The 23,271-nt window shown below is 52.0% G+C and carries 21 protein-coding genes; 4 read left to right on the top strand and 17 right to left on the bottom strand.

Features of this window, described 5'->3' with window-relative positions:
* Window positions 1-51: 51 nt before the first annotated feature.
* The 3 genes from DES37_RS05890 to DES37_RS05900 are packed head-to-tail and all read right to left on the bottom strand — an operon-like array spanning window position 52 to window position 6,539.
* Window positions 52-2,238 (bottom strand): virulence factor SrfC family protein, encoded by a 2,187-nt coding sequence (locus tag DES37_RS05890; RefSeq protein WP_110025179.1) that lies wholly within the window; start codon window positions 2,236-2,238, stop codon window positions 52-54.
* Window positions 2,235-5,204, bottom strand: coding sequence for a virulence factor SrfB (locus DES37_RS05895; RefSeq protein WP_110025180.1), 2,970 nt, complete (start codon window positions 5,202-5,204; stop codon window positions 2,235-2,237). Before DES37_RS05895 ends, DES37_RS05890 begins: the two co-directional genes overlap by 4 nt.
* A gap of 3 nt (window positions 5,205-5,207) precedes the next feature.
* On the bottom strand, window positions 5,208-6,539 hold the full coding sequence (locus DES37_RS05900; protein WP_110025181.1) for an SrfA family protein: 1,332 nt from the start codon (window positions 6,537-6,539) through the stop codon (window positions 5,208-5,210).
* Between the two features lie 253 nt (window positions 6,540-6,792).
* On the opposite strand from DES37_RS05900, the gene DES37_RS05905 reads away from it, so the two are divergent.
* Complete coding sequence (locus DES37_RS05905) at window positions 6,793-7,539, top strand: glutamine amidotransferase (protein WP_110025182.1); 747 nt, start codon at window positions 6,793-6,795, stop codon at window positions 7,537-7,539.
* Window positions 7,540-7,574: 35 nt separating this feature from the next.
* Window positions 7,575-7,832 carry a DUF2526 family protein gene (locus DES37_RS05910; RefSeq protein ID WP_036113070.1) on the top strand — a complete coding sequence of 86 codons (258 nt, stop codon included), beginning with the start codon at window positions 7,575-7,577 and terminating at the stop codon, window positions 7,830-7,832.
* A gap of 69 nt (window positions 7,833-7,901) precedes the next feature.
* On the opposite strand, the gene DES37_RS25605 is transcribed toward DES37_RS05910, so the two are convergent.
* From DES37_RS25605 to DES37_RS05920, 3 genes are all read right to left on the bottom strand, one after another.
* Complete coding sequence (locus DES37_RS25605) at window positions 7,902-8,054, bottom strand: hypothetical protein (RefSeq protein ID WP_170123732.1); 153 nt, start codon at window positions 8,052-8,054, stop codon at window positions 7,902-7,904.
* Between the two features lie 109 nt (window positions 8,055-8,163).
* Complete coding sequence (locus DES37_RS05915; RefSeq protein ID WP_036113073.1) at window positions 8,164-8,613, bottom strand: DMT family transporter; 450 nt, start codon at window positions 8,611-8,613, stop codon at window positions 8,164-8,166.
* On the bottom strand, window positions 8,610-9,128 hold the full coding sequence (locus DES37_RS05920) for a GNAT family N-acetyltransferase (protein WP_110025183.1): 519 nt from the start codon (window positions 9,126-9,128) through the stop codon (window positions 8,610-8,612). The genes DES37_RS05915 and DES37_RS05920 overlap by 4 nt, the downstream gene beginning before the upstream one ends.
* A 48-nt stretch (window positions 9,129-9,176) precedes the next feature.
* Here DES37_RS05920 and DES37_RS05925 point away from each other — a divergent pair, with 48 nt between their 5' ends.
* A complete protein-coding gene (locus DES37_RS05925; RefSeq protein ID WP_110025321.1) occupies window positions 9,177-9,749 on the top strand; it encodes an XRE family transcriptional regulator in 573 nt (190 codons plus the stop codon).
* A gap of 223 nt (window positions 9,750-9,972) precedes the next feature.
* A complete protein-coding gene (locus DES37_RS05930; protein WP_110025184.1) occupies window positions 9,973-10,650 on the top strand; it encodes an FCD domain-containing protein in 678 nt (225 codons plus the stop codon).
* A gap of 129 nt (window positions 10,651-10,779) precedes the next feature.
* On the opposite strand, the gene pqqU is transcribed toward DES37_RS05930, so the two are convergent.
* From pqqU to DES37_RS05985, 11 genes are all read right to left on the bottom strand, one after another.
* A complete protein-coding gene (pqqU, locus tag DES37_RS05935; RefSeq protein WP_110025185.1) occupies window positions 10,780-12,918 on the bottom strand; it encodes a TonB-dependent receptor PqqU in 2,139 nt (712 codons plus the stop codon).
* Between the two features lie 273 nt (window positions 12,919-13,191).
* Window positions 13,192-14,703 (bottom strand): L-asparagine permease, encoded by a 1,512-nt coding sequence (gene ansP / locus DES37_RS05940; protein ID WP_110025186.1) that lies wholly within the window; start codon window positions 14,701-14,703, stop codon window positions 13,192-13,194.
* Window positions 14,704-15,019: 316 nt separating this feature from the next.
* Window positions 15,020-15,664, bottom strand: coding sequence for an oxygen-insensitive NAD(P)H nitroreductase (gene nfsB, locus DES37_RS05945; protein ID WP_110025187.1), 645 nt, complete (start codon window positions 15,662-15,664; stop codon window positions 15,020-15,022).
* A gap of 149 nt (window positions 15,665-15,813) precedes the next feature.
* Entirely contained in the window at window positions 15,814-16,446 is a 633-nt protein-coding gene (locus tag DES37_RS05950; protein ID WP_110025188.1) for a tetratricopeptide repeat protein, read from the bottom strand.
* Complete coding sequence (locus DES37_RS05955) at window positions 16,443-17,255, bottom strand: SDR family oxidoreductase (protein ID WP_110025189.1); 813 nt, start codon at window positions 17,253-17,255, stop codon at window positions 16,443-16,445. Before DES37_RS05955 ends, DES37_RS05950 begins: the two co-directional genes overlap by 4 nt.
* Window positions 17,255-17,908 (bottom strand): iron-containing redox enzyme family protein, encoded by a 654-nt coding sequence (locus tag DES37_RS05960; protein ID WP_110025190.1) that lies wholly within the window; start codon window positions 17,906-17,908, stop codon window positions 17,255-17,257. The genes DES37_RS05955 and DES37_RS05960 overlap by 1 nt, the downstream gene beginning before the upstream one ends.
* A 29-nt stretch (window positions 17,909-17,937) precedes the next feature.
* Entirely contained in the window at window positions 17,938-19,347 is a 1,410-nt protein-coding gene (locus DES37_RS05965) for an AMP-binding protein (protein WP_170123733.1), read from the bottom strand.
* Window positions 19,340-19,972: a thermostable hemolysin gene (locus DES37_RS05970; protein ID WP_170123734.1), complete on the bottom strand. Its 633-nt coding sequence runs from the start codon at window positions 19,970-19,972 to the stop codon at window positions 19,340-19,342. Before DES37_RS05970 ends, DES37_RS05965 begins: the two co-directional genes overlap by 8 nt.
* Window positions 19,973-20,209: 237 nt before the next feature.
* Window positions 20,210-21,637, bottom strand: coding sequence for an amidohydrolase family protein (locus DES37_RS05975; protein WP_110025193.1), 1,428 nt, complete (start codon window positions 21,635-21,637; stop codon window positions 20,210-20,212).
* Between the two features lie 16 nt (window positions 21,638-21,653).
* Window positions 21,654-22,457: an ABC transporter permease gene (locus DES37_RS05980; RefSeq protein WP_369792641.1), complete on the bottom strand. Its 804-nt coding sequence runs from the start codon at window positions 22,455-22,457 to the stop codon at window positions 21,654-21,656.
* Entirely contained in the window at window positions 22,438-23,256 is an 819-nt protein-coding gene (locus DES37_RS05985) for an ABC transporter ATP-binding protein (RefSeq protein ID WP_211320539.1), read from the bottom strand. Before DES37_RS05985 ends, DES37_RS05980 begins: the two co-directional genes overlap by 20 nt.
* Window positions 23,257-23,271 lie beyond the last annotated feature (15 nt).

Below are 23,271 nucleotides of genomic sequence, written 5' to 3' on the forward strand. Positions count from 1 at the left end.
TCGCAGACTTAGTTTCCCGTTTCCCGGCAAGTGCAGGGAAACGGGGTTCGTCTACACGAGCCGCGATACCAGTGTGACCAGTGCTTTACGTTGTGTTTTATTCAGGTCGCCGGGGCGAACATAATCCCGGTTGTCCAGCGCACACTGGTACAAGGCTACCAACCAGTCATACACATAATGCGTTGCTGCATGGGCAGGTTGTTCACCCAGCCTGGTCAGGCGAACCGCGCCGCCACTTTGTATATGGGGCGCGAAAATACCTTTACCGCGGTTTACCCGGCTCTGCGGGCGTTGTTCAACCGGCATTTCGCTGTAGCCCAGCCAGGTAATGAAATCCCCGAGCGCCGCGTAACCTGCCACTAAATTTGTAGACAGTTTCTCCAGTTGCTCCCTGAGCCCGGTGCGGTAGCTGGTGGTGATAATAATATCAGCCAGCAACTGCAACTCGTCGGCGCTCATGCCAGTGCAGGTTACGGTTTCTGGTTTCCCTGCCCACTGGCGAACATGACGCACCCATTGAAGAAATAATACCTGTCCCGCAGGAAGTGCCGAAGCATTGTCAGCCGCTGCCGGGGCTGGTTCATCACTGAATAAATCAAGGCCAGGATCAAAGATAGGTAATGTACTCAGAACGGGCTGCTTCTGGTCGTTGTTCAAACTGTCAGTTAACCTGGTCGGCGGTAACAGCCCACTGATAATTTCGCCATGATGCTCTGCCTGGCGTTGTAATGTTCGCACCAGTTGGCTGGCCAGTGATTTGGCCTGTTCCGGGTCTGCCTGTTCAGTTGCTGCATAAGGCGAAAATAGCAAGCAGATTTCTGCACGCAACCGGGCAGTCAGTGCTGCCAGGCGTGACTGATGGCGTTCCTGAGTCAGCGCATCCTGCAGCCAGCGTTTAAGGCGCGACAGGTTATGTTCATCCAGCGCCTGCAATGTTCCCCAGTCAACACCGGGTTTCCCGCACAACCGTTGCAACCCGTCATCAAGTGGGGTTTGCCCGTTTTGGCGACCGTCAAATGGTGTAATAACCCAGGCCATACCGGGCAGATTATCGCCATTTTCAGCCACGGCCTGTGTGGCCTGTTGCCAGCGTTTTAGTAACTGGCTAACTGGATAAATGTCCTGGCGGGAAGAAACCGCCTGGTTAATCAGCAGTAAATCAGGGCTAGCCTGCCATGCATATAAATCCGGTAGTATCAGCGCTCGGGTTTTTTGTAATGACTCTGGCGCGCCATAAGGCGGGAGATCCAACAGATCAACGCCATCCAGCGCTGGCGCAGCCGCCAGGGTAAACACCACTTCATAACACAGCAGCGCCAGGGAAGAGAGTGCGATACAGACCTGGCCTTCAACCCGGTTAAGCTGCACCGGGCAAACAATCACATCACCCTGGTCATGGTCGATGGCGAATTCGGCCGGGCAAAGAAAATTCTCAGTTGGCAGTGAGAAGGCATCCACCAGAAGATCCAGTGGCGCACAAACAGTTTGTGCGCCATTAAGCCGTGCCAGTGCGTCGGCCAGAGTACGCCATTGAGTGGTCAGCTCCGGGTTATCTCCCCAAAACAAACTATACAGGCTCTGGCGGTCATCAAGACCCAGCTCTGGCAACAACCGGGCTATCCGGAACCAGTCAGCTTCATCAATTTGCCAGGTTTTACGTGCCGGAAGTTGTGCCCAGTGGCGGGCCAGTAAACTAACTTCTTGCGGATTCACGTTAGTTTGTATCCCCGGTTGGCGGCGCAAGGCTGCCTGCTGTAACCGGTTTTGCAGGCGGGCAGATGGCAATGCCTGCACGCCTGGCTGATGGTGATAGTGGCTCATAAACAGCGCAACTAACGCTATTTCACTCAGCAAACGTAAAGTAACCGGGTAGCCTTTGGCGGTGGTTTGCGGTTGCGCAGTGAAACGCACGGCCATGGTTGCTGAAGTATGCCCGGGTTGTATATGGCTTAAGTAATCAATACTCCGCCCCTGAGCACTAACCTGTACGCGCCCATCCGGGCTGTCAGTCAGAGTACGTAACAGCCATGATTTTGCTTCATGGCCCTGGCCGTAAAGCCCCAGTGTTGGCGGGGATTCAAGAGACTGTTCGAGCTGGTTCAGCCTGAATTGTTTTGCCTGAACATGCTGGCACAAACGGTCACCATCTTCATCCAGTATACTGGCCTGCGCACGGTACTTCTCAACCCAGTTAATCAGTGCGGCCAGCGTATCCGCAGTGGTTATTTTACGGCTCATGCGTAGACGCTCCCGCTATCAATCCAGTAATAATTTGCGCTGTTTTGCCGGTAAGCCAGCGTATTGAGTTTCAGGCTTAACTGCGACAACGGCACTTTGCGCCCGTCCTGTAACCAGGCGTCTGCCAGTTCAAACGACAACGGGGTATCACCACCGTGAGTCTGGAGCTGCAGGCGAACATTCAGTACACCATCACCAGCAATGGCGCGGGACAGCCCGGCATCGTCAATCGATAAGGTATACAGCGGCGTGGCAGGCCAGCGGGCGTTATCCAGTTGCCGGAAACCCAGCGTCACGTTTCCGCGCAAGGGGAAACTTACCTTAGTAGCCAGTTTCTCGCCCGGGTTATCCAGGTCAATATCCTGATACCAAACATTTTCTTCACTCAACATGTTGTTGCTGTCCAGAACACCCAGGTGGCGAATGGTCGAGTAGGCCTTGATATCCGCAGCCTTGAAGTTAAAACCCGGTAGCCGCAGGTCCAGCGCCAGGCTGCACAGCATCGCGCCAATGGCCGCAGTGGATTTAGGGTTGCCAATTCGCCCTTGTTCACTGAACGGGTACCATTCATGAACCGGGTAGTTTTCCAGCCACACCAGGCGGTTAACAGGCACGGGTTGCAGGTAACGAATAAGTGCCTGAACCCCAGGCAGGCAACCAGGCCTGCCGGTGATTAATAATACGTCACAGCAATAGTGCGATACCGCTTCACACAATGCATGCAATGGCGCGGTTATGCGGAATTTGCCCGTCATTAAGGCGTCATGAAGCATGGCGAAAGGTACATCAAGAGGTACGGCCATCAGGTTGAACCCGTCACTCTGCGGAGGTAATGCCCCTTGTACGGCTTTATTAATGTACTGGAGAACATTTTCACCCGGCGCAGTTGTCAGCAAATCGCCGAAAGTACTGTAAAGCCCGGATTGTGGGTCACTGGAGTCCTGTTCTTCCCAGGCGCTCAATAATTTGTGCCCCAATGGCATAAACAGTTGCAAAGCAGCTTGCTGGCGCAAAATCCCCTGGGTGTCCATCCGCCCGGATTCACCAAACAAATGCCCCATAAGGCCAGATGCGTCTACCACCCCGGCTTGCTGAAAAGCCTGCTCAAGCGCGGGTAAAATAGCCAGTTGAATTACATCGAGCAGAATATCATCACCGGCAATTTTAAACCCTTCTCGGAACAGTAATGTCGGGGCGATTTTTACGTTGCTGCCAGTACCTTCATCCAGTTGATAGCGGGTAATTGCCATATCGGTTGTGCCGCCACCAATATCAATGGTTGCCACACGAATTGCCCGGCCCGGTTGTTCATCGTCTGCCAGGCGGTCTTTACGGGCCAATGTGGAGAAAAACTGATCCGTTTTACCGGCAAATTTCATCACGGCTTCGTTATATAACCAGACTAGCTGACCACAACTGGCTTCATCCCAGTCAAGGTGAATTGCCGGCACCGGAACAACAGTGCGCTGGCGCTCTGCCGGGCGGGAAAAATCGTCGTCGGCCGGATGCCAGCCCAGCGCTTTCCAGATAACCGCAATCGCATCTTCCATTCTCTGGCGGAAAATGGCTTTCTCTTGTTTCGGCATTGCCGATGGTAACGTCAAAATCAGTGTTCTTAACTGGCGAGGTGAAGTGGGGTAGCCCTGAGCCAGGCGGCTGGAAACACTATTAATCTGTGCCAGCGCCTGCATCAGCAGCTCACACAGCATATGCATCATTAATGAGCTACGCGTGTAATGGGGGGAAAACACCGGCAGGCGTTCATCTGGCGGCAACTGATACAGTGGTTGCCCCTCATCATTCATCAGGTTCATTAACGGCCAGGCGGTTGCCAGAGGCTCACGCTGGGTATGGGTATTAAACTGGCTAAAACGCCACTCTTCATTACCTGGTGTTTCATCCCACAGGTAACGGCGCGGGCTGGAGATGCCACTGTTGCCCTCGGTACCACGGCGTGCTATTGCCAGGTTACGCGCTTCATCGCCTACGCGCACAATAGCAGGCCACATAAACGCTTCATCACGACCACTCTCGACAGAGAAGTGGGTTTTACCAAACCGCGCTTCATTAAACTCCATCCGGCTGGTAAACATCAGGGCATTCAGGTACTGCGGCTCGCTTAAATTACGAATCTGTAGGGCCATTGTCTGGCGTAAACCGTCGTTTGTTGGGCCATGGTCTTCAATCAATACGCCGCAGGTATGGGTATTACCTACATCCAGTACCAAATCGACCGGGATCGCCGGCGTTTGCAGGGTTTCACCAACAATTTTCACTTCAGGAATGTTGAGCGAGCTAAGCAGGGTGAGCACATTCATCCAGTGAGCCTGGTACTCAAACAACTTCATCGAACGTGCAATATCTTCTTCGCTACGCCCTTGTTCGCGAGTAGCGTACTGGGTGAAAACTTCACGCAACCAGCCATCGACCCAGGTTTGGTCCAGAAATTCCGCCACATCCTGATTCTGCCAGGCCAGAGTAAAGCGCGTGCCATTACGCACATCACTTTGCAGCGGCGCCAGGCCGCCAAGATGTTCATCTTCTGCCAGTTGAGTATCAAAAGCGACAACAATACGGTGGGTATTGCCTTTGCTGTCTGGCGCTGCCAGTTGGCGAATCTGAATACGAGCCCAGTTATCCGGGCCACCCACAAAAGTGCGGGGCGGGTTGAAGCGCAGGAAAGGAAGGGGCAACCATACGCCATCCATCATTTGCAGTGACTGGCTGAGTGGTTGGGTCACTTCCGGTTTAACCACTTCAGGAGCACTGGCATCGAGAGTGGGCAAGCTGTATTTCCCAGGAATAATATCGTAATCAAGGCGCAGTAACGGCCCGTTTGCTGTTTTACGGACGAAACAGCCCTGGTTGGGCATATCAAAAGGCGTTACGCCAAAATCCAGAAACTGCACACCGCTATTCTGAATCAGCGTGACGCTTTGTTTGTAATCACTCAGGGGTGCCAGCATGGGTTACTTACTCACTTTAATTAACGTTACAGGCGTTGCCGGGTGCTCGCTGTAGTTTGCGCTACAAACAGCGAAGTTGTTTTCACCCTGTTCACAGGCAATTTCCGGCATGGGATAACGGCTGCCATTACTGCACCGCGCGCTACCACGGGGTTTAATCATCAACTGACCAGTTTTCAGCAAACCAGAAAAGATCTCCGCCCGGCAGGTCACATTTTTCTCGGGGTTAAAGCGCACGGTCCCTTTATTTTTTTGGATCTGGTAATGCATCACCTCGGGCACATCCAGCCCATTCAGTGGTTTTACCACCACTCGCCAGTTACCATTAAGGAAACGGGTGGTGCCCATCCGCACATCTGTTACCGGCATTTCCAGAGCATTTTTCGGCGGTGCTACTGGCTTAATCTCTTGCTGTGGCGGAGGAGGTGGCGGAGGTGCCACAACGGTTGCACTGGCAACAGGCAGTGTCATGGGTAGCGGAGCTATAGCCACTTTGGGAGCAACGGGTTGCACAGGTTGCACAGCGCTGGCCTGAACGGGGGCACTGTGCTGGCTCATACCCCACCAAACTGCAGGTGCGGCAATCGCGACTGCCACGGCTGCGGCGGCAGGCAAAAGCCACACTGGCCGTTTTTTGGCTATTACAGGGGCAGGCGCGGCTGGCGCCACAGGTGCTTCTTCAGGTGTATCCGAATCTTCCGCGTAGACAGCATTCAATGTTTCCACATTGGGAGCCGCCTGTTTTGGTTTGCTGTACAGTAATGGTTCGTCAGGCGAGCTGATTGCGGGTTGGCTGACCAGCGGTTCAGGTTCTTCAGGCTCTGGTTCAGGTATCACCACCGGTACAACAGGCTCCTGGTGGCGCAAACACTGCAGAACATCGTCCTGCATATCCTGATTCAGTTGCAGGAATCCCCAAAAAGTAATTACAGGTTTATCATCAACCAGAAATAAATGGTTTGCTCCTGGGAAATGCACAGCCTTTGCCAGCAATGCGCCAAATAACTGAATCGAAGCATTCCCGGACTGCAAACAGCGCTGGCTCAGAGTGGTGATGTTATCAACGTACTTTTCCAGCGTTTTTAATGCTTGTTTGCGCTGGCTGTCGCTGGCACCGCTCCATGTGGTGACTTTTCCCGAAAAGCTGGCATACCAGTCTACCCGGTCACCATCATCATTAAGTTGGGGGATAGCCAGGCTGTCTGCAACAACCTGCAGGCGACGCAAACGCAAGGTTTCTCGAATTTGCCGCGCGGAATCAAACACAGGCTGGCCGTTCTCGCCAAGGGCCAGAAAATCATCAAGAAAACCGCTTCGTAATAGTGTTTTTGCCACAGTGTTGGTCTCAAAAGCTATCTTCACGTTTTTACTATAAATTGCACTTAGGGAAGCTAAACGGTAGAAGAGAGGGCAAAATGGGCAAATCATCGCGCTATTAATACAGTGGCTTTTTCTTGACTAAACCAGAAAAAGCGCTTTCACTTTTCTGCTAACTGCTTGACGAGCCGCAAAAAAAATGACAAACAGAAATACTAACAGGTAAGCATCAGGCTAACAGGCAGCTGTTGTATCAAAAAAGGAGCAAACCATGGTCTCATCGCGCCCGCTGTTGGTTGTGCAAATGGGCTATCCCCCGGCAGTTTTACAGGAATCCATTGGCGACCAGGCTGCCTGGTTTGCGCAGGCTCTTGGCCCCTCGTGCCCGGTAAGGGTGGTGCGGCCATTTTTGGGTGAAACATTGCCTGCGGCACATGAGCTGAGTGCGGTGGTGATTAGCGGTTCATGGTCAATGGTGACGGATCATGAACCCTGGAGCGACGCAACGGGCGCCTGGGTGCGGATGCTGATGGACAATCGGGTGCCGTTGTTGGGGATTTGTTATGGCCATCAATTGATGTCATGGGCATTAGGTGGCGAAGTGGGTTACCACCCAGAAGGGCCGGAAATCGGGCAGAAAACCGTATGGTGTGCCCCCCGTCCGGGAACAGACCCGTTATTAGGCTCATTTCCAGAATCATTTGACGCTTTTCTGACCCATGAACAAAGTGTGCTGGCACCACCTCCCGGGGCCGAAGTACTGGGCTCATCAGCCCATGACTCACACCAGATAATTCGTTACTCACCGGAGGCTTTGTCTGTGCAATTTCATCCGGAATTCTCAGGGCAGATAATGCGGGAAATTATCCGCTACCGGGCCAATAAACACGCTATGCCAGTGCAACAACAGGCTGAATTAGAAACCGGAATCAGCCAGACACCATGGAGTGCGCAAATACTGCAACGTTTTGCCACACACTATGCCCGGGGGCAGGCAGATAATGCAGTTGCCGGCTGAGCCGGGCATTCTTATATTTAAAACAGGAGGTGAGCATGTCAAATCAGGAAACCATCATTGCCCAGGTGGACGAGGCGATTCGTTCTAATCAAATCATTCCAATGAATGAATTACTGGTTGAGTTGAGCAATAACGCCGAATTGACGCGTGAATTCAGGTATGAGCAGCAACAACGGCTGCGTATCACCATTGCCCACCATGGCCAGCGCCATAAAGAAGACCAGGAGTCGCCAGACGAACGGGTTGCACATTTACGTGAGGGTGGTGAAATCCCGGTGCATAAACAGCCGTAGCTACAATAAAAAACGTCTCCTTGCGAAGACGTTTTTTACTCTGTATTACCCGTTCACCGAGTAAAACGTTTAACCGCGTGGGCCGCCACCCATCATCATTCCCGGGCCGCCACCTCCGCCATGCCCGCCATGCCCGCCGGGGCCAGGCCCCCACCAGGGTACACAACCAGACAGACTGGCAATTGCCAGTGCTGCACATAAAACCATTACACACTTTTTCATAGCAACCTTCTCATACAACCCTGAACACGATGTGCAGGAAGGGCACTTTGCCAGAATGCCACGGCTAAAAAATGAAGAATCTGTGGAGAAATTCACGCAGGCCTTAAATTCAGAATTCGCGACGTGCAACCAGCCAGGCACCAATAATCAGCAAAATGGCACCACATAATGGGCTGACTAATGCCCGAAAACCAACACCACCACTGCGCATAATATCCATCACCAGGCCACCAATAAGCTGGCTGGCAACCAGCACTGCAATGGTGGTTGCAGCACCCAGAAACTGGTAACCCTGAATGCTGGCAAAAACAAAAAATGAACCCAGTAACCCCGGAATAACAGTCCACCAGTGGATGCTGCGTGCCAGTTCAACAAAACCACCAGTACCATTGCGGGCAAGCAGAAAAGCGCAAAACAGCACAATACCTACCAGTGAATTAAGTAGCATGGCAATCAGTACACTCGAGGAGGACTGCGTTATACGCACCATCAAAGTGTTCTGAATAACTAACCCAACGCCTGCCAGCACCAGGCAGAGCAGGGTAAGCGGGTTACTCATGGGCGGCTGTCCGGGTCAGTGCGGGTATCCAGTTGCAATTGCATAAAGGTTAAATCCAGCCAACGGCCAAATTTAGTGCCCACCTGCGGCATTTGCCCGGTCACCACAAAACCGAGTTGTTCATGGAGGTGGAGTGATGCCATGTTCTGCGATTCAATCGCTGCAACCATGACATGCACGCCTTTATCGCGGGCAACATCAACCAAATCCGCTAATAGCGCACGCCCGATACCTTTTCTGCTATGGCTGGGGTGAACATATACAGAATGTTCAACACTGTGGCGAAAGCCATCAAAAGACCGCCAGTCCCCATATGATGCGTAACCGATAACAGCACCATTTTCCTCAGCGACCCGCACCGGGAACCCCTTATCCTGGCGCTGACGCAACCAGTTAACCCGGTTTTCTGTATCTACTGTTTTGTCGTTCCAGATTGCTGCGGTATGTTTTACTGCGTGATTGTAAATCTCGGCAATCGCCTCGCAGTCTGCCTCTGTCCCCTGACGAATGTGCATACATCACTCCTGGTGATATTTTTCAAAAGTGTCACTATAATGGACTATATGAATAATATAATAGACGGTTTAAATCAACGAATCTGTCAACGGATTCGAATAGAACGTGAATCTCATGGCTGGTCTGTCAGTGAACTGGCGGAAAAAGCCGGGGTTTCTCGGGCTATGATTCATAAGATAGAGCGGGGCGAAAGCAGCCCGACGGCAACTCTGCTGGCAAGGCTCTCCGGGGCGTTGGGCATAAGTATGTCCACCCTAATTGCCCGTGCGGAAATGACATCCGGGCGTTTACTCCGCTATGGGCAACAACCCGTGTGGCAGGATCCCCAAACTAGCTACATCAGACGCCATCTTTCACCACGCAGCGACATGCCTGTTGACCTGGTGCAGGTTGAATTACCTGCTCGCCAGCATGTGCCAATGCCTGCTGCGGCATATGCACTTGCACGTCAGTTAATTTGGGTACAGCAAGGTGCATTAGTTTTTGTTGAAGGTAATGTTCGCCATGAAATGGAGCAGGGTGACTGCCTTGAGTTAGGGCCGCCAAATGATTGCGAATTTCGCAACGAATCAGACAAGTCCTGTATATATATTGTTGTCAGGTTAAATCTACCCTCCTGAAAATTGTAATAATTTGACTTAAAAAAAGTGAAATTGCGTATTGTTCCTAAAGTCATCCACACTCAATGCCGTTATAGTATGATTTATTAAGTTACTCATATTTATAACGATTAAAAATACGCTTTTTGGCTGTTTATTTTATTTAGACACTCACGCAATACGTGTTCCATCCCGCGCTCTATTGGCCCGGGAGGGTTTTTTATGTGTCCATAACAGGGAGGGAATGATGCTGGATTTGCACAATGCACAACACCTGAGTTTAACCATGCAGGTTGAGTTACGTCTTAAACACGCGCTTATTGCTGCCCAAATGGCACCCGGCGAGCGTCTGAATACGCGTGATATTGCAGAAGAAATGCATGTCAGTATTACCCCGGTACGCGAGGCTGTATTACGCCTGGTCGCGGAAGGTGCGTTATGTATTGCACCGGCACAGGCATTTACTGTGCCTAAAATCACCCGGTCACAATTCGATGAAATCGCCCTGATTCGTAAGGAGTTAGAAGGGGTGGCGATTCAGAGCCTGATTGAGCACCAGCCGCTGGGAAATATGGCACAACTGGCTGAGCTTAGTGAGATGTTTAATACAGCCCGCGATAAAGGTGATGCCCACAGTGCTCTTCAGGCACAGCGCGAGTTTCGTTTTGCTTTATATGAACAAGCCCAATTGCCACTACTACTGGGAATGATAGAGCAGTTGTGGATCCGTGTTGGCCCTTGTTTTCATTTTCTGCGCCAGGTGCCTGAACATATTACTCAGCACCGCCACAGTTACGATGCACTGCTGGAAGCGATAAAAAAGAAAGATGTTGCCAGGGCACAGGATGAACTGGTTTTAGCAATAGAGCACAGCAACCAACTGGCAATGACCCATTTTTTTAATGCTGAGGCTCAGTCATAAAAGTCTTGCGGCGAAATAACACGCAAAACATAACAACGCAGTTGTGAAATAATACAGCCTGTTTTTACGACATAAAAAACATGGGTGGTAAGAGTTACTTACCACCCATGTTTGCACTACGTTTAAAATTTACTGAAATTGCCAGGTGACGGACAAACCAACACCATAATTACGGCCAGGAGCCGGTTCGTAATAGCGCCCGTTACTCTCGTTGACAATCACTGAACCCACATACTCTTTATCAAACAGGTTATCGACGCGAGTATATGCATCAACCAGCATGTTGCTGTAACGGAATTTGTAGCCGCTTGTTAGCCCGACAGTAGTCCAGGAGGGCGCTTTGGCGGTGTTTTCATCGTCTGCCATAATACTGCTCAGGTAATGAATATCGCCACTGGCATACCAGCCATCTTCCGGCTCCCAGCCCAAAGAAGCCCAGGCATTATTACGGGCGATTCCCGGAATACGGTTACCATTACAGTTACTGTCACTGCACACATTTGACTGGTAGGTGGCATCAAGCCAGGTCCAGGCAAGTTTCAGTTTCCAGTTATCCGCAAATTGTTCATCAAGCCCCAGTTCAACACCGCGACGGCGTGTTTCACCGGCATTTTTATAGGTGGTACGGCCGCCAGAGCTACTGTCCACCACAATTTCATTATCGGTGTCAGTCTGGAAAATGGCAGCACTGAGTAACCCATAACCAATACGCGTTTTACTGCCCAGTTCAACGGTATTACTGGTTGATGGCTTCAGGTTTAAATTCAGCCCAGGTGCATCATCATTACGGTAAGAAAGTTCCGTGATAGTGGGTGTTTCAAACCCACGGCCAGCAGACAAATAAACATTCCATGCATCTGTGACGGCGTAATTAAGTGAGCCAACCGGCAGCCATTTATGGTAATTGGTATCACCGCTACCATCACCGTTATCAGCAGTAATATAGTGATCGTTGGAATCAAACCAGACATTACTATAGCGCAGCCCCGCATCCAGACTGAGCTTGTCGAGCAATTGCCAGTGCGTCTGGAGATACGGGTCAAGGTTCCACATCAGGTTACGTTCGTCGCGCCGCAGTGCACCTTTCTCGCCATAAACCGCAGAGCCATCCACCATATGGAAATTTTCGTATCCTTTCCGGTGTTCCTGCATGTTCTCGTAATCCAGCCCGGTCGTTACACTGAAGGGAACTGGCCCGGCATCACCACGGTGTGTCCAGCGGGTGTCAATGCCCTGGTATTCGCGGGTTAAATCAATAACACCGCCTGCGTGTGTGGGCTTCAGTTGCGGTGTATAAGGAATGGACTGGTACTGCGTCATATCCCGTTGCCCGGCATACATCATGACACTCAGGTCGTCATTCAGGCTCAGTTGCCTGTCATAACGCAGCCCTGCCTGGGTTTGTTTGACGGTCTTGCGGGTGTTGTACTGGTCGCCCCGCGGGGACTGGCGAGGATCACTGCGCCATTCCGACCGGCTCAGTCCGCCCGGGTCATTGGCTTTAATATCCACGCTGTTAAACAATAACGTCAGTTTGCTGACATCATTAAGGCGCACGCCAAGCCGGGCATTGGCCAGGTTTTTACGCGCACCGCTATGGTCACGGTAGCCTTTGGTGGTCATGCGCTGAGTTGAAATGGTGTAATCAACATCGCCACTGTGGGTACCATCACCCGTTGCGCCTGAGGCTTTCAGGCCATAACGCCAGGTTCCATAACTGCCGTAGTAGCTGCTGGCTTCAATCTCAGGGGGCTGTTTCCCTTTTTGGCTCTGAATATCAATAACGCCGCCAGAAGAACTGCCATAGAGTGCTGAAAACGGGCCACGCAAAACAGTAATGCTGCCCACGCTGCTTAAATCAATATTTGAAGTCTGGCCTTCACCATCTGGCATAGTTGAAGGGATACCGTCTTCATAAATTCGCAGGCCACGTACACCGTAGGTAGAGCGTGCGCCAAAACCACGAATTGACAGCTGTAAATCCTGTGCATAATTCTGCCGGTTGAGGATTTGCAGACCAGGGACTTCACCCAGGCTTTCAGAAAGGTTTATCCGGGGTTTGGCATGGCGAATATCCTCACCATTAACCACTGTAACCGCCGCTGGGGTATCCAGTTCTGAAGGAGTGAGCGGTGTGGCAGTGACAATCATGGTTGAAGAAGCGTCACTGTTATTGGTGGTTTGTTCAGCTATTGCAGCCTGAGGGATAACACTCGCGGGGATCAGCAAGACAGAGCAAGCGAGCTGTCTGGCAGAATAAATTTTCATAAATAGCCTGTTACTTCAATGGGTAATTACATAACAATTGTGAATGCATAGTAAATGTTTTGTAAATACATGAAAAGAGGAAATAGTTAGCCATTACGTGCTATAGCACTGTGCCAGTGCGGTTTTCAGGGCATAGCTTGCCAGGAAGAGTGGTATCGCAGGAGAAAAACCGGGAAGGGTGTTTTTACACAGCAAACACTACAGGGTGAGGGGAAACGCGCTTTTATTTGTCAGTGCCTTCCCTGGCAATGACATACCGATTACACCAGAGTATTACTCGGCGTCACGTACAAGCGTTTGTGGCGCAGACTCAGCGGTTTTATCAGCCTTTGGCTCAGCATCAAAATCCAGCTCACTGTGAATCTGGTGTACACGGTGACGAACACCGTACCAGCCCGCAACCAGTAACACTGCAATTAACGGAATCGACGCGATAGTCCAGGTGCCGTTAGGGTAATCAAACGCCATAAGCACCAGCACACTGAATAAAAACAGCAGAGTCAGCCAGGATGTGAAAGGGGCACCCGGCAGTTTGAAGCTCACGTCTTTAGCTTTGCCTTGCTTAATGGCCTGGCGAAGTTTCATCTGGCAAACCACAATAAATGCCCAACTGGAAATAATCCCCAGCGATGCCACGTTCAGTACAATTTCAAAAACTTGAGAAGGCACTAAATAGTTCAGGAAAACGCCGACAACGTACACACACAGTGTCACCAAAATACCCGCGAAAGGAACGTGGTGCTTACTCATCCGTGACATAAACTGCGGTGCAGAGCCGCCCATCGACATAGAGCGCAGAATACGCCCGGTGGAATACAGGCCAGAGTTCAGGCTGGAAAGCGCTGCCGTCAGCACCACGATATTCATGATACTGCCTACATAAGGCACACCCAGTTTAGAAAAGAAGGTCACAAATGGACTCTGCCCGGCCTGGTAAGCATTCCAGGGTAACAGCAGCACCAGCAGCAACACCGAACCGACATAGAACAGACCAATACGCCAGATAACGCTATTGATAGCTTTTGGCACCATGGTTTCCGGGTCTTTACATTCACCCGCCGCGGTTCCCACCAGTTCAATAGAGGCAAAGGCAAACACTACACCCTGAACCAGCACCAGTGCAGGTAATAAACCGTGGGGGAACATCCCACCATTGTCTGTGATCAGATGGAAGCCTGTAGCGCCGCCATCAAGCGGTTTACCGCTGCCAAGGAAGACCACCCCAACCACCAGGAACAGGACAATCGCCAGCACTTTAATCAGAGCAAACCAAAACTCCATCTCGGCGAACCACTTCACGCCAATCATGTTCATGGTGCCGACAATACCCAGAGCCGCCAGAGCAAAAAGCCATTGAGGAACATCGCCAAACGCGCCCCAGTAATGCATATACAAGGCGACAGCCGTGATATCAACAATGCCGGTCATCGCCCAGTTCACAAAATACATCCAGCCTGCGACATAAGACGCTTTCTCACCGAGAAATTCACGGGCATAGGAGACAAAACTACCACTGGAAGGGCGATGCAACACTAACTCACCCAGTGCGCGCAGAATAAAGAAGGAAAAAATACCGCACACTAAATACACCAGTGCCAGTGCGGGGCCCGCGGCCTGAAGGCGCGCACCAGCACCTAAAAACAGCCCGGTGCCAATCGCACCGCCAATGGCAATCATCTGCACCTGGCGGTTGCCCATCGCTTTGTGATAGCCAGCTTCATGTGAATTCAGCCAGCGGCGTTTTGCAGCGTGTTGCTCTGCTGCCTGTTTTGATGTTGCTTTCATGCCTGCTCAATCCTGTCTGTAATACTTTAATTAACGATAAGCCTGGCTTCTGACTCACCAGAGACAAACGTTTGCCTTTCTGGTGAATTGTTCGCCGTTATTGCCCCTTCATTAGGATTTATTAGACTGAAAGGGTGTAAAAATGACGAAGAATCCTACCCTCAATTCATTAATGAAGCAAAACATAGAAGTAAGAATTTTATAAGTTTGGCTTATATTTATTCAATAAGATTGCATGTCTAATGCGTGACATTGTCACCAAATAAGTGGGGTTTATAGCAAGAAAAGCGGGCCTGAGAACCAGGCCCGGAGCGGGTTAGAGCAGGGTAATTACTTCGTCTTCGCCGAGGCGTGATTTCGGTAATTTCGCATTAAAATCTGCATCACTGCGATAACCAACTGTAGCAACAACCACACTGGTCTGGCCTTTTTCTGCGAGGCCCAGCACATCATCCATTTTGGCTGCTGTGAAACCTTCGATTGGTGTGGCATCAAGCCCCATTGATGCTGCGCTCAGCAGCAAGAAACCCAGCGCGATATAGGCCTGGCGTGCCATCCACTCGCGTTGTTTTTCTGCCGATGTACTGTTCAGGCCAACAAAATAACGGCGGCCTTTATCCATACCTTCGCGGGCATCATTATTGATGAAGCGGCCATCCTGCTGTTCTTGTTCAAGAACTGCGTTCAGGTGGGCATCATCAATGGCTGTGCGGGTTGCAAAAACCACTACCAAAGCAGCATTCTGGATTTTTGCGGCATTGGGTTCACTCACCGCCGGAATTATCTGTTGCTTTGCTTCGTCTGACGTTATTGCATAAAAGTGCCAGGGCTGTGAGTTAACTGAAGAAGGGGCAAAACGCAGTACATCCAGCAATTGTTGCTGTTGTTCCTGTGTCAACTTACGGCTGCCATCATAAGCTTTGCTGGTATAGCGCTTACGAACAATCTGGTCGATAGTCATTGCAAGAGTCCTTAGTCAAACTGCGACATCGTCATAAAAACCGGTTAAGGTGTCCGTTAACCGGTCAGATTCCTGCTCAGAATATCAGTGGCAGCTTTAAGTCTGCCAGACAGCATGCAAGTTAAAAGCACGAAGTGGCAATCTGCCACTCACGGTTCGAGCTGTGTCAGGTCGTGCTCTATCTCTTTGCGCCGGCCATTATCTGCCAGCTCTCTGCCGGGCCGGGCTGGTGCTTTGAGAGCTTTTTCCAGATAGCGTCTGGCTTCAGCTTTATTACCTGTGTTCAATAAAAAATCGCCATAAAAGTAATTAGAATCGATGCCATCAGGATTAAGTGCCAGAGCTTTGTTAAGGTATTCCCGGGCCTTGTCCTTATCACCAAAACCGATTGGCCAGCCTGGCACCTGGTAATATAAAACACCAAGGCTTGTCCATGCGGAGCCGGATAACGCCTGAGGGTCGAGTTTAAGTGAGTCCTCCAGCGCCTGGCGTGCCTGTTTCACCAGACCCAGCCCGGTCAGGCCGCCTTCTTCACCAGCCAGAGTGCTGTCAACAATACCAGACCAAATCAGCCAGTCGGCATTTTTGTTTTGCTGCCCGGACACCTGCGCATGCACCTCCTGGCTTAGCGCTTTGAGGCAGTTTTTTTTCTGTGCCGACAACGTCGCGTACTGGCAAACAGACCATTGCTGCTGAACACTGGCAAGCGTCGAAGCCGCAAGCGCTACAGTGGGTAGCAGGGTCAGTAGCAGTGAACCCGTAATATAAACACGATGTTTCATGATTTTTTTGCTCCTGGAGTCAGGCTGGCCCGGGCAAATTGCTCAATGATTGCCAGTTTGCGTATTAGCGCGTTGTCAACCAGCGCGGGTATCAAGGCATTGATCTTCACAAAGAACCGTTCAGGAAAGCCAAGGCGGGTTCGCGAACGCCGTTTATGCATAGCGGCGATTATCTGGCTGGCTACCCATTGCGGTGAATCGCTCTTATTACCGAGCAACCGGTTCATTTCAACCATGGCTTCGCTGTTCAGTGGCGTATCGGTGGCGCGGGGAGCGACATACACAACACGAATACCGGTGTCTGCCAGTTCCCGGCTCAAAGCCTCACTGAACCCGCGCAACGCGAATTTACTGGCGCAGTACAGGCTGTAGCCAGGATAGCCGATATCGCCCATGATAGACCCGACGTTAACCACCATGCCTTCGGCATTAAACCTGTCCAGTAGTACCCGGGTGAGCAAAATCGGCACTTCTGTGTTGGCATAGAGTTGAGCATGAATATCGCCAAACGACTGTTTTTCCAGCCAGCGGAAGCACTGAGTACCTGCGTTGTTGATGAGCACATCCAGCCGGGGTTCATACTGCAGTAGTTCTCGCAACTGGCTAATCTCATCATGGCTGTAGTTTTTAACAGTCATAACCTGGTGATTTTCCGGCGCAGGCAGGCGCTTAACCAGTTCATTCATTGCCGGGCCATTACGCCCAACCAGAATCAGTCTGGCTCCCAGTGAAGCGAGTTCAAAAGCCAGCGCCTGGCCAATTCCTCCACTTGCACCGGTCAGTAACACGCGTTTGTCCGTCAGTTTCATCAGTAAACTCCGGCAACTTCTGCCAACATTTCTGCATACAACTGGTAAACCATTTGCGCAGCATGAATAATCGCCGCCTGATCCTGTGGATGCGTCACCTCATCCATCAGACGGATAAAAAACTCCACATGGGATTTATCCAGCTCGCCATGGGAATTCAGGTAGCTGAATGCGTTGTCTGGTAACTCGAGATTTTTTTTAAGCTGTTTTGCTACTGCAGTGGCAATACTGACACTGGTACCTTCCAGCACATGAACCATGCCAAAAATCGCCATCGGGTTATGGTGCTCAATCTGGTAATACAGCCACGGCACCATCAGGCTGATTGCCCGACCAGGGCCATTATGCTGGGCGGCCAGCGCATCCCCCCCACAAGTACGCAGATCGTTCAGGATCCACTCATGGTGCCCATATTCCTCCCGGATATATTCCACAATCGCGGCACGCACCGGTTCATGGTCATTATCAAGGCGGCTACCGGCTGCCATTAACAACGGTACGGTATGGCGAACATGGTGGTAAGCCTGGGTAAGAAAGTAACAATATGCGTTGCGTGTTACCTGTCCTTTGCTGCAGCGGTCAATAATGACGCTGTTCAGCATCTGCCGCCTGGCGCTGTCAGTCTGGGCAACGAGCTGTTGATAAAATGCCATGGTTAGTCTCCGCCTGAGAAAGTGGGTTATTAGCAAAAAAAATGGTGGTAAACAGCCCGTCGTCGTAGTCGTCCGTTAGGGGTAACAAACGGGGGTTTTGCTATTTCATCAGTGAATATCAGCGGCCCGATACGCACGTAATCCGGCAGCCTTTCGTTAAGGGCATCCAGTTGAGCCCGTGCCTGTTCTTCGTGCCCGGGCAGGCAATGAACCAGTGCAACATTACGGGTTAAACCTTCACCGTACACCACCAGCCGCAACACCGCCGGGCAAAGCATCGCTTCAGATTCCACCCATTCCGGGGAAAAATTGCGGCCAAAGGCAGTAATTTGGATATGCTTGTGGCGGCCTTCAATGGCAAGAAAACCCTGATCATCAACACGGGCGATATCGCCGGTATCAATAGCATTACCTGAATCGGAGTGGCCCAGATAACCTGCCATCGCAACCGGCCCACTGACATGCAGCACGTCGTTAGCATCAACCTGGAGTTCCAGCCCTTCAAGGGGTTTCCCAACTGTGCCGGGTTTGTCTTCACCTGGAACATTCAGCGCCACAACGGAGCCACATTCGGACAAGCCATACCCTTCGTATACCGGCAACCCAAACTTACGCGCCTGGAGTAGCAGCGCCGGGGGGACTTTGCCACCGCCCACCGCCACAAATTTCAGGCTGCGAACAGCTTCAGGGCTGCGCTGCGCGGCTAATAACAGCAGGCGGAGTAATTCAGGAACCAGAATCAGGCTTTGTGGCTGCCAGTTGGTCAGCGTGGTAATGAATTGCTCCAGGTCGAACTCACTGGAACCGCGAAATCCAACTTCAGCCAGGGGCAACACTACGGTTTCAACACCGAGGGTGAGTGGCAGGTACAGGCCACATAAATTTTCCAGTAAGGTAGCGAAGGGCAATACCACCAGGTGGCGTTCTATGCCCAGAGGAGCAAGGCGTTTTGCCAGGGCCTGCGTGGTGAAATTAATGCCTTTCTCACGCAGGCAGACACCTTTGGGCTCCCCGGTAGTGCCAGACGTGAAGGTGATTTTTACTGTGTCGTGTGCCAGTGGTACCGGGACATCCACCCGGCGTTGCTGCAAAATGCCATTGGGGCAGTCCAGTGTGTGCCAGCTCTCTTTACCACTGGTTGCCAGGCGGGCATCTGCGCTGCTGCTCAGTAGCAACCAGTCTTTCTGTTGCTCACTAAAAAATAGTGGAACCGGAATCATCACAACACCGGCTTTCAGGCAGGCCAGGTCCGCAATAACCCACGGCAGGCCGTTATCCAGTTCCACCGCCAGGCGGCGAATGTTGTTTTGAGTCAGAATGGTCGCCATCCGGCAAACATGGTCGTTTAATTCACGCCAGGTAACCGGGCCAGCAAGGCCATTTACCGCAGGTTGACTCGGGTAATTCAGAGCGAGGGATTCAAGAGCTGAACTAAGCATGATTACGCTCCTTTTCATCAAACCATGGGGCGGGGGGTAATTCACGGAACAGAGTCAGTAGCATTGACTGGTGGCGTAATACATCCATGCCATGGGCCAGTTCACCTGCCATTACCATGGGCTTGTTCTGGTAATAACTGCCCCAATTGGTGTCCGGCTGGGTCAGGCGCGAGGCGAGGGCCTGACCCAGAGCGACGGGTTGCATACGTAAACGGGAAAAAATATTGCGAATCTTATGGGTGCCAGTGAAAGCAATATGGCTGAAGCCCCAGGCAGACAGCAACAGGCAAACGCCAGCAAACATCACCCGGGCTGCCGCGCCATTACTTGCTGCAAAATTACCTATTTCAATGATGCCATTACGGGAGATGGGCTGAGCAGACAGCGTGGAAAGCCGTGTTTCTACTGGCTCATCCAGATATTGTTCAAGGAATAACACAGAATCTTGCGCAGGCTGTACACCACATGCCGCGCACAACTGCCCCTGCTTATCATAAATTCCCAGTAACCAGGGGAGAAACGAAGGGATCTGTGCGCCAAATTCACGATGATAGGCCAGTTGGATAAACTGGCGCAGTTGTGCTTCATCTGTCCGTGACGAAGACCAGGTAAGTTGCCAGGGCATGGCTGAATCCATCTGTCTGTTCTCCGCAATCAGTGCCGATGAGCAAACAGTACGCAGCCATGATTAAGAAAGACTTAAAAACAACCGGTAAGTAAAAAAATTTTCGACAATGTTAATTTTTTGTGAGTTGAATAAAGTTTTATGTCAGAAAACACACGCAGATAAGTCAGGTAAACCGGCAATGTTCATTGCTGCTGAGCATTGCCGGCCCGTTGATATAAGCAGTGTAATTGTGAATTAGCGGCGCAGCCCGGCCCGGATTTGTAGCTGTAGCACTGCACTGGCGGCGTCACGCCCAAGTTGGGCCAGGTCAACACCCGCAAGCGTGTCGTTTTCCATAATCACCCGGCCAGCGCACAGTAATGCCCGCAAAGATGGCCTCCCGCCACTGGCAACTGGCGCAATTGCCGGGTCGTGCAACCCAAAGTAACGTGGGTCATCCAGTTGATACAGCGCGATATCTGCCGCCATACCCGGGGCCAGTGAACCGGTGCCATTGAGCCCCAGCACAGCCGCTCCCCCTGATGTTCCCCAGCGGATAACGTCTTCAACCGTTGCTGCGTCACCGCCACCTTCCCACTGGCCGCCATCATAGCGCGGGGTTGCCAGCATTCCTTTGCGTGCGCGCTGCATTAACCAGGCTGCATGGGTTTCACTAATCATATCTGCCGCTTCGTTTGAACCGGCACCGTCCACGCCCAGCGAAATTTTCACACCTGCCTGCTCAAGGCCAATAATATCGGCAATGCCACTGCCAAGGCGCCCATTACTTTGCGGGCAATGCGCAATACCTGTACCGGTTGCCCCCAACAGGGCAATTTCTTCCGGCAACAACTTCACCAGATGCGCGAACCAGACATCCGGGCCGGTCCAGCCATATTCCGCACAAAACTCAACCGGCGTCATGGCGAACTTACCCCGTGCGGCATCAAGGTAATCCACCGTTTCAGACAGGTGGCTGTGCAGGCGAATTCCACAGCGGCGAGCAAGATCTGCACATTCGCGCAATTGTTCCGGGGTAGTGGAGTGCAGCGAGCTGGTTGGGGCCATGACCACCTGGCGCATGGCTGTCTCGCTTGCCTGGTGATAACGGCTGGTAAGCCGCTGCATATCTGCCATCCAGCTATCAAATTTTTCCGGGCGCAACGCCTGAGGTAAATTCTCCTCAAGACCACGTGTTTGTGTGGCTCCGCCCCGGCATAACACAAAACGGATCCCTAACGCACTGGCTTCTTCAAACAGAATATCGGCGCTGTCAAAGGGCATGCCGGGCCAGTACAGGTAGTGGTGATCGGCCACCGTAGTGCACCCGGAACGCAGTAACTCAACCAGGCCAACACGGGCGGCAATACGAAACGTCTGTTCATCGAACGCAGCCCGGTAACGGTAAGGCGTGGCAGCAAGCCATGCGCCAAGGCTTTGGTTAAGCCCGCCAACTTCACCTTTAAGTAGCGACTGGAACAAATGATGATGGGTGTTAACCCAACCGGGGTAGGCAATACAGCCCTGAGCATCCAAAACAGGTGTGTTGTCAGGAGTATCCAGGTCACCAATCGCTGTTATGGTGCCGTCTTCAACCAGAATATCGTGCCCACGGTGCCGGGCCAGGTCACCAGCCAGACCGGTCATAATGGTGTGGCAGTGCTTAATCAGTAAACGGGTCATCTCAACTCCTTGTGGTTTATTGTGCGCTTTCATGCCAGTGACGCAGGAAGTAGTGGCTGAGCAGTGACATCAGGCAGAATAAACCCAGACCAGTGCAGGTAATTAAAAACAGGGCGGCGAACATCAAGGGCAGGTTGAGCTGGAACCCGGCTTGCAGAATTTGCCAGGCAAGCCCTGCACCTGTTCCCCCCGTACCGGCAACAAACTCAGCGACCACGGCGCCAATTAACGCCAGCCCTGAGGCCACGCGTAACCCACTGAAAAAATGCGGCAGTGCCGCAGGCAGGCGCAGGCGCATCAGTTCCTGCCAGCGGGTCGCCTGGTTGATACGAAACAGGTTAACCAGCCCCGGGCTGACACTGCGTAACCCCAGGGTGGTGTTGGTTAATACCGGAAAGACAGCGACCAGCATTGCACACACCACCAGTGCCAGCGTGGTGTTGTGGATCCAGATTATTACCAGCGGTGCAATAGCAACTACAGGGGTAACCTGAAACAGAATAGCCCAGGGCATCAGGCAGGATTCAATCACCCGGCTTTGGACAAATAAAAACGCGACGGCGGTACCAATACACACCGCCAGCATAAAAGCCAGCAAGGTGACTTTCAGTGTGACCCAAAAACTCCCCAGAAGAGCGGGCCACTGTTGGTAAAGCACAACAGCAATATCGCTGGGTTTTGGCGCCAGCCACACCGGCACAGCAAACTGGCGGAAACACACCTCCCAGGCACCGATTACCACCAGGCCCAGTAACACCGGCCACACCGCACGGCGCATGGCCGGGTTATCGAACAACGGCTTAGTCATGCTGACCTCCACTGGCCTGTTCCAGTTGTGCCGACAATAATGCGCACTGGCGAATAAAACGTTCTGAAGTCCGAAACCCTGAATCCCTGTCTTGTGGGCCGTCGATGGCGATATCGGCAACCACTCTGCCTGGCCGGGTTCCCATCACAATAACGCGCGAAGAAAGGTAAACCGCTTCATAAATACTGTGCGTAACAAACACCACGGTGAGATTACGTGACGCCCACAATGTGCGAATCTCGCTATCAAGCCGTTGGCGGGTGAATTCATCCAGCGCGCCAAAAGGTTCATCCATTAACAATAACGAGGGGTTGGTCACCAGGGCTCTGGCCAGGGAAACCCGCATTTGCATCCCACCAGAAAGTTCTTTTGGCCGGGCATGGGCAAAGGCACTTAACCCTACAGTCTCCAGCGCCTGTAACACGCGCAGGTTAGCCTGCTTTTTGTTTTCGCGGCGCAGATCCAGCGGCAGGCGCACATTTTCGGCAACAGTTGCCCACGGCATCAGCGTCGCTTCCTGAAATACCATGCCCATACGGCTGTGCTCGTCCCGTTCTGCCTTACCATTCCAGCGCACCTGACCGGCGGTAGGGCTTTCCAGCCCGGCAAACATTTTTAACAAGGTACTTTTGCCGCACCCCGAAGGGCCAAGTAACGAAACGATTTCACCCTGAGCGATATCCAGATTTAACCGCTCCAGGGCAAGAGTGCCATTGGGGTAACGTTTTTCCACTCCACGCGCCATCAGAAAGCGCGAGCCAGGCGTTGCCATTGGTGATGGCTCAGAATCAAAAGATAAGACGCTGCTCATATCGCCTCCGTCCCC

It is taken from the genome of Mangrovibacter plantisponsor (assembly GCF_003182475.1).
Lineage (GTDB): Bacteria > Pseudomonadota > Gammaproteobacteria > Enterobacterales > Enterobacteriaceae > Mangrovibacter > Mangrovibacter plantisponsor.

Coding starts and splice junctions, on each gene's coding strand:
- DES37_RS05890 (WP_110025179.1), bottom strand. CDS start 2,238: ATGAGCCGTAAAATAACCACTGCGGATACGCTGGCCGCACTGATTAAC.
- DES37_RS05895 (WP_110025180.1), bottom strand. CDS start 5,204: ATGCTGGCACCCCTGAGTGATTACAAACAAAGCGTCACGCTGATTCAG.
- DES37_RS05905 (WP_110025182.1), top strand. CDS start 6,793: ATGGTCTCATCGCGCCCGCTGTTGGTTGTGCAAATGGGCTATCCCCCG.
- DES37_RS05910 (WP_036113070.1), top strand. CDS start 7,575: ATGTCAAATCAGGAAACCATCATTGCCCAGGTGGACGAGGCGATTCGT.
- DES37_RS25605 (WP_170123732.1), bottom strand. CDS start 8,054: ATGAAAAAGTGTGTAATGGTTTTATGTGCAGCACTGGCAATTGCCAGT.
- DES37_RS05915 (WP_036113073.1), bottom strand. CDS start 8,613: ATGAGTAACCCGCTTACCCTGCTCTGCCTGGTGCTGGCAGGCGTTGGG.
- DES37_RS05920 (WP_110025183.1), bottom strand. CDS start 9,128: ATGCACATTCGTCAGGGGACAGAGGCAGACTGCGAGGCGATTGCCGAG.
- DES37_RS05925 (WP_110025321.1), top strand. CDS start 9,177: ATGAATAATATAATAGACGGTTTAAATCAACGAATCTGTCAACGGATT.
- DES37_RS05930 (WP_110025184.1), top strand. CDS start 9,973: ATGATGCTGGATTTGCACAATGCACAACACCTGAGTTTAACCATGCAG.
- pqqU (WP_110025185.1), bottom strand. CDS start 12,918: ATGAAAATTTATTCTGCCAGACAGCTCGCTTGCTCTGTCTTGCTGATC.
- ansP (WP_110025186.1), bottom strand. CDS start 14,703: ATGAAAGCAACATCAAAACAGGCAGCAGAGCAACACGCTGCAAAACGC.
- nfsB (WP_110025187.1), bottom strand. CDS start 15,664: ATGACTATCGACCAGATTGTTCGTAAGCGCTATACCAGCAAAGCTTAT.
- DES37_RS05950 (WP_110025188.1), bottom strand. CDS start 16,446: ATGAAACATCGTGTTTATATTACGGGTTCACTGCTACTGACCCTGCTA.
- DES37_RS05955 (WP_110025189.1), bottom strand. CDS start 17,255: ATGAAACTGACGGACAAACGCGTGTTACTGACCGGTGCAAGTGGAGGA.
- DES37_RS05960 (WP_110025190.1), bottom strand. CDS start 17,908: ATGGCATTTTATCAACAGCTCGTTGCCCAGACTGACAGCGCCAGGCGG.
- DES37_RS05965 (WP_170123733.1), bottom strand. CDS start 19,347: ATGCTTAGTTCAGCTCTTGAATCCCTCGCTCTGAATTACCCGAGTCAA.
- DES37_RS05970 (WP_170123734.1), bottom strand. CDS start 19,972: ATGCCCTGGCAACTTACCTGGTCTTCGTCACGGACAGATGAAGCACAA.
- DES37_RS05975 (WP_110025193.1), bottom strand. CDS start 21,637: ATGACCCGTTTACTGATTAAGCACTGCCACACCATTATGACCGGTCTG.
- DES37_RS05985 (WP_211320539.1), bottom strand. CDS start 23,256: ATGAGCAGCGTCTTATCTTTTGATTCTGAGCCATCACCAATGGCAACG.